Genomic DNA, 279 nt, shown 5'->3' on the forward strand with positions numbered 1-279 from the left:
TACCAGGGTGTCATAGGCGATTTTACGTTCCGGAACCAGCAGTTCACCTTTCTCGTCGCGCAGTTCTGCAATAGTGATTGTTTTCGCTTCACGATCAATATCAATGACGGAACCCAGCTGGAACTGGAAACCATGATTGCGCGCATGGGCCAGATAGCTCAACGCATCGACGCCTTCATCAAGCGAGCCAGTCGCCACTTCGTGCAGCAGCGGTTTCCACAGGTGGCTGTGGTTACGATCGACCAGCGTAATTTTGGCTTTTTTCTTGCGTCCCAGCTT

1 protein-coding gene is annotated in these 279 nt (G+C 52.0%); it reads right to left on the reverse strand.

What is annotated here, in order from left to right; genetic code table 11:
* The coding region (locus RVY79_RS19250) for an FAD-dependent oxidoreductase (RefSeq protein ID WP_317466168.1) at positions 1-279 on the reverse strand (279 nt) is incomplete at both ends.

Origin of the sequence: Chromohalobacter sp. HP20-39 (assembly GCF_033052815.1) — a bacterium.
Taxonomy (GTDB): Bacteria; Pseudomonadota; Gammaproteobacteria; order Pseudomonadales; family Halomonadaceae; genus Chromohalobacter.